8 protein-coding genes are annotated in these 7,916 nt (G+C 69.0%); 6 read left to right on the forward strand and 2 right to left on the reverse strand.

What is annotated here, in order from left to right; translation table 11 throughout:
- Nucleotides 1-147 precede the first annotated feature (147 nt).
- The 4 genes from AYO52_RS07750 to AYO52_RS07765 all read left to right on the forward strand — a co-directional run bounded on the left by AYO52_RS07750 (nt 148) and on the right by AYO52_RS07765 (nt 4,225).
- The gene (locus tag AYO52_RS07750) at nt 148-2,412 is read left to right on the forward strand and encodes a catalase (protein ID WP_067715478.1); all 2,265 of its coding nucleotides are present in this window, start codon (nt 148-150) and stop codon (nt 2,410-2,412) included.
- Between the two features lie 88 nt (nt 2,413-2,500).
- Nucleotides 2,501-3,061 carry a polyketide cyclase gene (locus AYO52_RS07755; protein ID WP_067715481.1) on the forward strand — a complete coding sequence of 187 codons (561 nt, stop codon included), beginning with the start codon at nt 2,501-2,503 and terminating at the stop codon, nt 3,059-3,061.
- Nucleotides 3,048-3,935, forward strand: a complete 888-nt coding sequence (locus AYO52_RS07760; protein WP_067715485.1) for an alpha/beta fold hydrolase — start codon at nt 3,048-3,050, stop codon at nt 3,933-3,935. The genes AYO52_RS07755 and AYO52_RS07760 overlap by 14 nt, the downstream gene beginning before the upstream one ends.
- Before the next feature lie 50 nt (nt 3,936-3,985).
- Nucleotides 3,986-4,225: a zinc-ribbon domain-containing protein gene (locus AYO52_RS07765; RefSeq protein WP_067715487.1), complete on the forward strand. Its 240-nt coding sequence runs from the start codon at nt 3,986-3,988 to the stop codon at nt 4,223-4,225.
- A 9-nt stretch (nt 4,226-4,234) separates the two neighbouring features.
- Here the strand turns inward: AYO52_RS07765 and AYO52_RS07770 are convergent, their stop codons facing one another.
- Nucleotides 4,235-5,689, reverse strand: a complete 1,455-nt coding sequence (locus AYO52_RS07770; RefSeq protein ID WP_067715489.1) for an MFS transporter — start codon at nt 5,687-5,689, stop codon at nt 4,235-4,237.
- 172 nt (nt 5,690-5,861) lie between these two features.
- On the opposite strand from AYO52_RS07770, the gene AYO52_RS07775 reads away from it, so the two are divergent.
- Both AYO52_RS07775 and AYO52_RS07780 read left to right on the forward strand, forming a co-directional pair.
- Nucleotides 5,862-6,389 (forward strand): hypothetical protein, encoded by a 528-nt coding sequence (locus tag AYO52_RS07775; RefSeq protein ID WP_067715492.1) that lies wholly within the window; start codon nt 5,862-5,864, stop codon nt 6,387-6,389.
- 218 nt (nt 6,390-6,607) lie between these two features.
- Nucleotides 6,608-6,874, forward strand: coding sequence for a hypothetical protein (locus AYO52_RS07780; RefSeq protein ID WP_067715495.1), 267 nt, complete (start codon nt 6,608-6,610; stop codon nt 6,872-6,874).
- 42 nt (nt 6,875-6,916) lie between these two features.
- Here the strand turns inward: AYO52_RS07780 and AYO52_RS07785 are convergent.
- Nucleotides 6,917-7,916 (reverse strand): cell wall metabolism sensor histidine kinase WalK (locus tag AYO52_RS07785; protein ID WP_067715538.1); only part of this gene is annotated, 1,000 nt, incomplete at its 5' end.

Raw genomic sequence — 7,916 nt, forward strand, 5'->3', positions numbered from 1 at the left:
GACGGCCGCCGGCCCCGGAGGCGCGAAGTTTACGTCGCCCCGCGTGGTCGCGCGACAGGTTGCGGACCTCCGCCAGAGGAGCAGAATCGCCGGCACGGCTGGAAAAGCCAGTGCACCCAGAACGATTCTCATCCCGAAGGAGTGCCGATGCCCGACAAGAAGTCCGACTCCAAGTCTGCCGCCCGATCCGCGGCCGAGAAGCTCGTCGACAAGGCCGAACAGTTCGCCGACGACCTGGCCGGCAGCGCCGACGTCGTCCCCGGTACGCCGGGATCGCGACCGCCGACCGTCGCCGAGCCCACCGAGCCCACCAGCCCGCTGCCGCCGAAGGCCGACCAGAAGGGCGCGACCCCGCACGGCCCGACCGGCGCGGAGCCGCCCGGCTCGGTCACCGCTCGCGAGGAGGTCATGCGTCAGCAGGGCCAGTTCCTCACCACCGCCCAGGGCGCGCGCCTGTCCGACACCGATCACTCGCAGAAGGCCGGTCGTCGCGGCCCGGTCCTGCTTCAGGACCACCACCTACGCGAGAAGATCATGCACTTCGACCACGAGCGCATCCCGGAGCGCGCGGTCCACGCCCGCGGGGCCGGTGCGCACGGGACGTTCGTGGCCAACGGCGCCGCAGCGAGCGTCTGCAAGGCCGGGGTCTTCGCCGAGGGCAAGGAGACCGAGGTCTTCGTCCGCTTCTCCACCGTGCTCGGTAACCGCGGCTCCGCCGACACCGTCCGCGACACCCGCGGATTCGCGACCAAGTTCTACACCGACGAGGGCACCTGGGACCTGGTCGGCAACAACATCCCGGTGTTCTTCATCCAGGACGCCATCAAGTTCCCCGACGTCGTCCACGCCGCCAAGCCGCACCCGGACCGCGAGATCCCGCAGGCCCAGAGCGCGCACGACACCTTCTGGGACTTCGTCTCCCTGCACACCGAGGCGCAGCACCACACCCTGTGGAACATGTCCGACCGCGGAATCCCGCGCTCGTACCGGATGATGGAGGGCTTCGGCGTCCACACGTTCCGGCTCATCAATGACGCCGGCGAGACGAGCCTGGTGAAGTTCCACTGGAAGCCCCACCTGGGCGTCCACTCGCAGGTGTGGGAGGAAGCCCAGATCACCGCCGGCATGGACCCGGACTTCCACCGCCGCGACCTGGCCGACGCGATCGAGGCCGGTGCGTTCCCGAGCTGGGACCTTGGCATCCAGGTCTTCCCGGACACGGTCGACGAGAACGGTGTCAGCGAGATGTTCCACGGCATCGACCTGCTGGACCCGACCAAGTTCGTGCCCGAGGAGTTGGCACCCGTGCAGGTGATCGGCACCATGACGCTCAACGCCAACGTCAAGAACTTCTTCGCGGAGACCGAGCAGGTGGCGTTCCACCCGGGCCACCTGGTGCCGGGCATCGACGTCACCAACGACCCGCTCCTGCAGGGCCGACTGTTCTCGTACCTGGACACCCAGCTCACGCGTCTGGGCGGGCCGAACTTCGGCCAGATCCCCATCAACCGCCCCCACGCCCCTGTCAACGACATGCTCCGCGACGGCTTCCACCAGTCCGCCGACCACGTGGGCGTGGCGCCGTACCAGCCCAACAGCCTCGACGGTGGGTGCCCGTTCATGGCGGGCACCACCGACGGTGCGCTGGTGGAGGTGGCGCAGCAGATCGCCGACGCGCAGGTCGTCCGCGACGCCCCGGCGACGTTCGACGATCACTACTCGCAGGCGACGCTGTTCTACACCAGCCTCACCGAGGTGGAGAAGGCGCACGTCGCCGAGGCGTACACCTTCGAGCTGGGCAAGTGCTACGAGGAGGCCATCAAGATCCGGCAGGTCGAGCAGCTCGCGCACATCGACCATGACCTGGCCGTCACCGTCGCGTCGGGGCTGGGGCTGCCCGCGCCCGCGAAGGTGCCCGTGGCCGAGGTCGTCACCAGCCCGGCCCTGTCCCAGATCGGCAAGGAGTGGCCTTCCGACGGGCGCCAGATCGGCATCCTCGTCACGGAGAACTCCGACGTCGCCGCGGTCAAGGAACTCGAGCAGGCCGTGTTCGACGACGACATGGTCCCGCTCGTGATCGGCCCGGTCGGCGGCAGGCTGGGCGAGGGCGAACCCGACGCGACGGTCGCGATCTCGCGGACCTATCAGACGCAGCGGTCCATCGAGTTCGATGCCCTCGTCGTCGTCGACCTCCCCGCCCACCCGCGGACCGACGTGCTCATCAGCGAGATGTACCGGCACAAGAAGGCCATCGCCACCCTGGCGCCCATCGACCGGTACGTCGACTTCGGACTGACCTCGGACACGCCGGGCGTGGTCGCCGTGGACGCGGCGGCCGGCGTGCTGCCCGCGCTCAAGCCGCTGCTGGCCACCCACCGGGCGTGGGAGCGGCCCGACCCGGCCCGCATCTGACACAGGGCACGGAGCAGTAGACGGACACCGTGGGTCGGGGATCGCGAGAGGTCCCCGACCCACGGCGTGCGCGGGTAGCGTCTCGGCCATGAGCCCCCACCCCGACCCCCGTGAGGCCGCCGATTGCGAGAGTCCTGCCGGCCTCCGCCTCGAGGCACGGCGGGTGATCACGGCTCCGGCAGACCGCGTGTTCGCCGTACTGTGCGATCCCGACGGCCACGTGGCGATCGACTCCTCGGGGATGCTCCAGGCGGCCGAAGGATCGGTGGTCACCGCCGAGGGCGACCGGTTCGTCGTCCACATGGACCGCGAGTCCCTCGGTGACTACGACATGGGCGAGTACGACGTCACGGTGATCATCACCCGGTTCGAGCCGGACGCCGAGATCGCCTGGACCATCGACGGGGCCATCACCCCGCCGATCGGGCATACCTACGGCTACCACCTGATCCCGCTGGGCGAGGGCGATAACGGCGATGGCGACGGCGCCGAGGGGGCGCGTACCGAGGTCGTCAGCTATTACGACTGGTCCGACGCGCACCCGAAGTGGCGCGACTCGGGAGTACTGCCGGTGCTGGACGCATCGGCTCTCAAGGCGACGCTCGGAATCCTCGACCGGGCGGTCAGGAGGGGATATGTCCGCGGCTGATCCGAATGCCCACCGGCCGGACCTGTGGTTCTCCCGCGACGGCATGGAGCTGCGCGCGGTGGACTCCGGGCCCGCCGACGGCGAGGCGATCGTCCTGCTCCACGGGTTCCCGCAACGCACCTCCAGCTGGGACCTCGTGTCTCCGCTCCTGCACGCGGCCGGGTACCGCACCCTGGCGCTGGACCAGCGCGGGTACTGCGAGTCCGCCCGCCCCCGTGGTCGACGCGCGTACCGGCTGTCGGAACTGGTGGGGGACGTCCTCGCCCTGCTCGACGCCGCCTGCCTGCCCGACGCCCACGTGGTGGGTCACGACTGGGGCGCCGCAGTCGCGTGGGGTGTCGCCGGAGCGCACCCGGACCGCATCCGCAGCCTCACCGCCGTGTCGGTCCCCCACCCCGCCGCCTTCCTCAAGGCCATGGTCGCCTCCGACCAGCTACTGCGATCCTGGTACATCGGGCTCTTCCAGCTGCCGTTCCTGCCGGAGCGACTGCTCACCTCGGCCGGCCCGCTGCCCGAGAAGGCCCTGGCCGGGATGGGGATGACGCCCGAGATGATCGAGCGCTACCGGCGCGAGATGGTCGCCGCCGGCGCGATCCCCGGGGGACTCGGCTGGTACCGGGCCCTGCCCTTCGCCTCACCGTCCCGCTCGACCGCGCCGATCCGTGTGCCCACCACGTTCGTGTGGAGTGACCGCGACCCGGCCCTGGGCCGCGGGGGCGCCGAGCGGACCCGCCACCACGTGGACGCCGACTACCGGTTCGTCGAGATGAGCGGGGTCAGTCACTGGATCCCCGACGAGCGGCCGGCAGAGCTGGCCGATGCAATCGTCGCCCGCGCCCGGTCGACCGCGGACGGCTCGGGTCCCGGGGCCTGAACTCCACCGCACCGGGTGCGCGCGGCCCGGTGCGGTGTCACGCTGGGCCGATGTTCTTCATCTTCGGTTTCAAGAACTCGTCCCGGAACCTCGGGCTGGCCCGGGCCACGTGCCCGAACTGCGGCAACGTCGCCGCACAGCGGGTCGACCGTCGGAAGCGAGCGTTCTCCCTGTTCTTCATCCCCATCATCCCGCTGGGGTCGTCGTACACGGCCACGTGCACGGCGTGCGGCATCACCACCAAGATCGACCGGTCGCGGGTCGACGGGATCCTGTCCGGCGCGTACTGATCCGGCCGCTCAGCTCTCCCGCGCCGGCACCGCTGGGGCCGTGGCCTTGTCCTCCCACGGTGGCGGGATCGTGGCGGCGACCGCCGCGGCAAGGAGGGTCGCGCCGCAGCCGAACATCAGACCGACCCGGAATCCGGTCTCGGTGGGGACAAACAGCCCCTCGAAGTCCATGGATATCTGGGTGAGCAGCACGCCGAGCACCGCGGCAGAGGTCGTGGTGCCGATGGAGCGCATGAGCGTGTTGACGCTGTTGGCCGAGCCCATCTCGGAGGTGGGGACCGAGGCCATGATCAGCGCGGGCATCGCACCGTAGGCCAGCCCCACACCGCCGCTCACCACGATGCCGACGGTCATCACACCCCAGGTCGATCCCATGAGGAACAACCCGGACGCATAGCCGACCGCGACCACCAGCGCTCCCAGGATGAGCGTGGTCTTGGGGCCGCGGGTGCCGATGAGTCGCCCGCTGAGTGGGGAGACCGCCATCATCGCCAGTCCGCCGGGCGCGCTCCACAACCCCATGGCCACCATCGACTGGCCCAACCCGTGTCCGGTCTCGACCGGGAGCTGGAGAATCTGGGGCATGATCAGCAGCTGCGCATAGAGGCCCATGCCGATGGTCACCGAGGCGATGTTGGTCATCAGGACGGGGCGACGGGCGGCAACCCGCAGGTCCACGATCGGTGACGGGTGCCGGAGGACCCACAGTGCCCATCCGGGCAGCGAGACCGCGGTGAGCGCCAGCAAGCCGAGGGTCAACGGGGAGCTCCAGCCCCAGTCGGCGCCCTTGGACACCGCGAGCAGCAGCGAGATGAGGGCGATCGCGAGCCCCACTGCGCCGATGACGTCGAGCGTGCCGTCCGGTTTGGCGGCCGGCAGCGTCCGGAGACGCACCATCATCATCACGATGATCGCCACGCCCAGGGCCCCGGACCCCCAGAACATCCACTGCCACGAACCGTATTGCGCCAGGGCGGCCGCCGCCGGGAGCCCGAGCGCCCCTCCCACTCCGAGCGAGGAACTCATCAGACTGATCGCCGGTGCGAGTCGACGCGCCGGGAGGATCTCGCGCATCGTGGCGATGCCGATGGGGATCACACCGATTCCCACGCCCTGCAGGGCGCGCCCGATGAGCATCGGCCACAGTGAGGTGGCCAGTGCGCACAGCACCGAGCCGACGACCATGACCGCCGTGCAACCGATGAGCACGTACTTCTTCGGATAGAGGTCTCCCAGTCGTCCCATGAGCGGACCGGCCACCGCTCCGGCGAGCAGCGTGATGGTGACGACCCAGGAGGCGTTGACCGCGGAGGTGTTGAGAATCGCCGGCAGCATGCCCAGCAGCGGGATGACCAGCGTCTGACTGAGAGACATGACGATGCCGCCGAAGGCGAGGACCGCGATGAGACCGTTCTCGTCCGACCGGACGGTGTCGGCGTCCCCACCGCGCGTTCGTGCCATCATCCCGTATCCTTCCGACCGAGGCTCGCTTCCGGAGCCTCTCGTCGGACATTACAGACAGGTGTCGAACGGGTTCTCGTTCCGGGCACGGCCACCGTGTTCGACATGGCGGTCCGACGTGGCGGAATCCTCGCCCACTATTGTCTGCCGCTGTCCGCAGTGCGACGATGAGCGGGTGGACACCACCGGCTCGACCCGGCGGATCACCCGCCGGCCCACCGTCTCCGTGGGGGCGTTCCTCGCCGCCACGGCCGTCGCACTGACCGCCGCCGTCACGGCCCCGGCCACCGCGAACGCCCAGGACTCCTCCGAGGCCATCCCGCGACTGTTCCCCGCTCCCGACCGCGTGATCGCCGTGGGCGGCTCACCCACGGGGCTGTGCGCGGGCGCGATCTCCACCACGCTCGACGGCGACGGGTACCCGGACACGGCGTCCGTCGCCTGGGCCTTCGCCATCGCCGGGGTGGGTCCGTGCAACCTCACCGCCACCCTCTCGTGGCGCAACCTCGACACCGGGGCCACCGGGGAGAAGATCGCGCAGGTCCCGTTCCCGCGGATCTCGACGGGCATCCCCGATCCGATCTCCCACCCCTACGAGGCGCAGATCTCCACCGGCCCGGGCCGGGTCGAATACCGACTCACCACCACCGGCGGGGCCGTCGCCGGGCCGATCGTCGTGGAGACGGTCGCCTACGACGGCTGACGACGCCGGGGGCGCGCAGCACCCGGACCGGGCAGCCGCTCCGGGCCAGCATCGTGTCGGTTGCCAAACCGGTTCCAGTAGGGGACGTGAGCATCCCCGGATGTGCTCTCACCAGCGGAATTAGAAGTGCCGCTAATTATCGTTATGTAAAGTAGTACTTGTTGGGAGCGTCCACTACTACTTGACGACATACTCAGCGCAGGCGAATACTCGGGACTATGGAGACCTCTCGCCTGGTCGAGCTCATTGATGCTCACAAGCACACCTACGGCGTCAGTGAGGCCGAGCTGGCCCGCCGAATCGGGATCACCCGCCAGAATCTGTACTTGTGGCGCACCCGCGGTCTGCGCGGCCTGCCGGCCCGAGCGACTCTCGATGGCATGGCTACCGAACTGCATCTTCCGTATGTCCGGGTTCTCGAGGCGGCCTTGCGCGATGTCGGCTACCTCGACGCCACCGACGGATTCTCAGGCGTACTGGCATGACCGCCCCTGACCCCCTCGGCCCGGCGGCCACCTGAGTCGTCTTTAGTCCGGCTTTGGAATTTCGACAGTAAAGCTCGCACCTTGGCCGGACCCGTCGCTGTGCGCTCGAATGTGCCCTCCGTGGGCTTCGACGAGTGCGCGAGTGATGGTCAGGCCGATACCGCTGCCGCCGCTGTGGCGGCCGCGTGAGGTGTCGGCTCGGTAGAAGCGGTCAAAGAGGTGGTCGAGGTAGTGTGGGGCGATTCCTTCGCCGGAGTCCGACACGGTGATCTCGACGTGGCGGCGCCCTACCTGCCCGCTGATGACGGTGACGGTGCCGCCGGCGGGGGTGTGGCGAAGTGCGTTGTCCAGGAGATTGCCCAGCACTTGTCCGATGCGGTCGGTGTCCACCGTCACCGGTGCGTCGTCGACGTGGGTGTGTAGCTGGACTCCCTTGTTCTCGTATCGTTCTCGGACGGCGTCGACCGCACGGGTGACCAGCGTCCGAGTAGTGGTCGGACTGGGGCGAAGGCGGGTGAGGTGTTCTTCCGCGCGGGAGACGTCGACGATGTCCGCGGCGAGTCTCTCCAGCCGCCGAGTAGCCGACCACAGAATGGTTCGGACGTCGTCGTCGAAGGTGTGGATGCCGTCGTCGATGGCTTCGAGGTAGGAGTCGAGTGTGGCAAGGGGTGTGCGCATTTCGTGTCCGAGGTCGGCCAGCATTCTGCGTCTGGTGGTCTCGGTGGCGTCGAGCCGTCGGGCGAGTTCGTTGACACTGTCGGCGAGATCGTCGAACTCGCGGCCCAGGCCTGGGCTAACGACCCGCGTGTCGTAGCGTCCACTGGCGATCTCGGCAGTCGAGGAGGTCACGGCGGTGACGGAGTGTTGAACTCTCCGGGTGAGATACCAACTCACCAGCAGCGCCAGTAACACTGCGATGGTCACCGCCAACCCCCACGCCACGATGATGGACGCCGTGAATGCTTCCTCGACGTGGGCTGCCTCCGCCGAATTATGATCGATGCCGGCCTGGCCCAGGTGAGGTTCCCCCGGATCCGTAGAG

It is taken from the genome of Dietzia sp. 111N12-1, from assembly GCF_001658045.1.
GTDB classification, from domain to species: domain Bacteria; phylum Actinomycetota; class Actinomycetes; order Mycobacteriales; family Mycobacteriaceae; genus Dietzia; species Dietzia kunjamensis.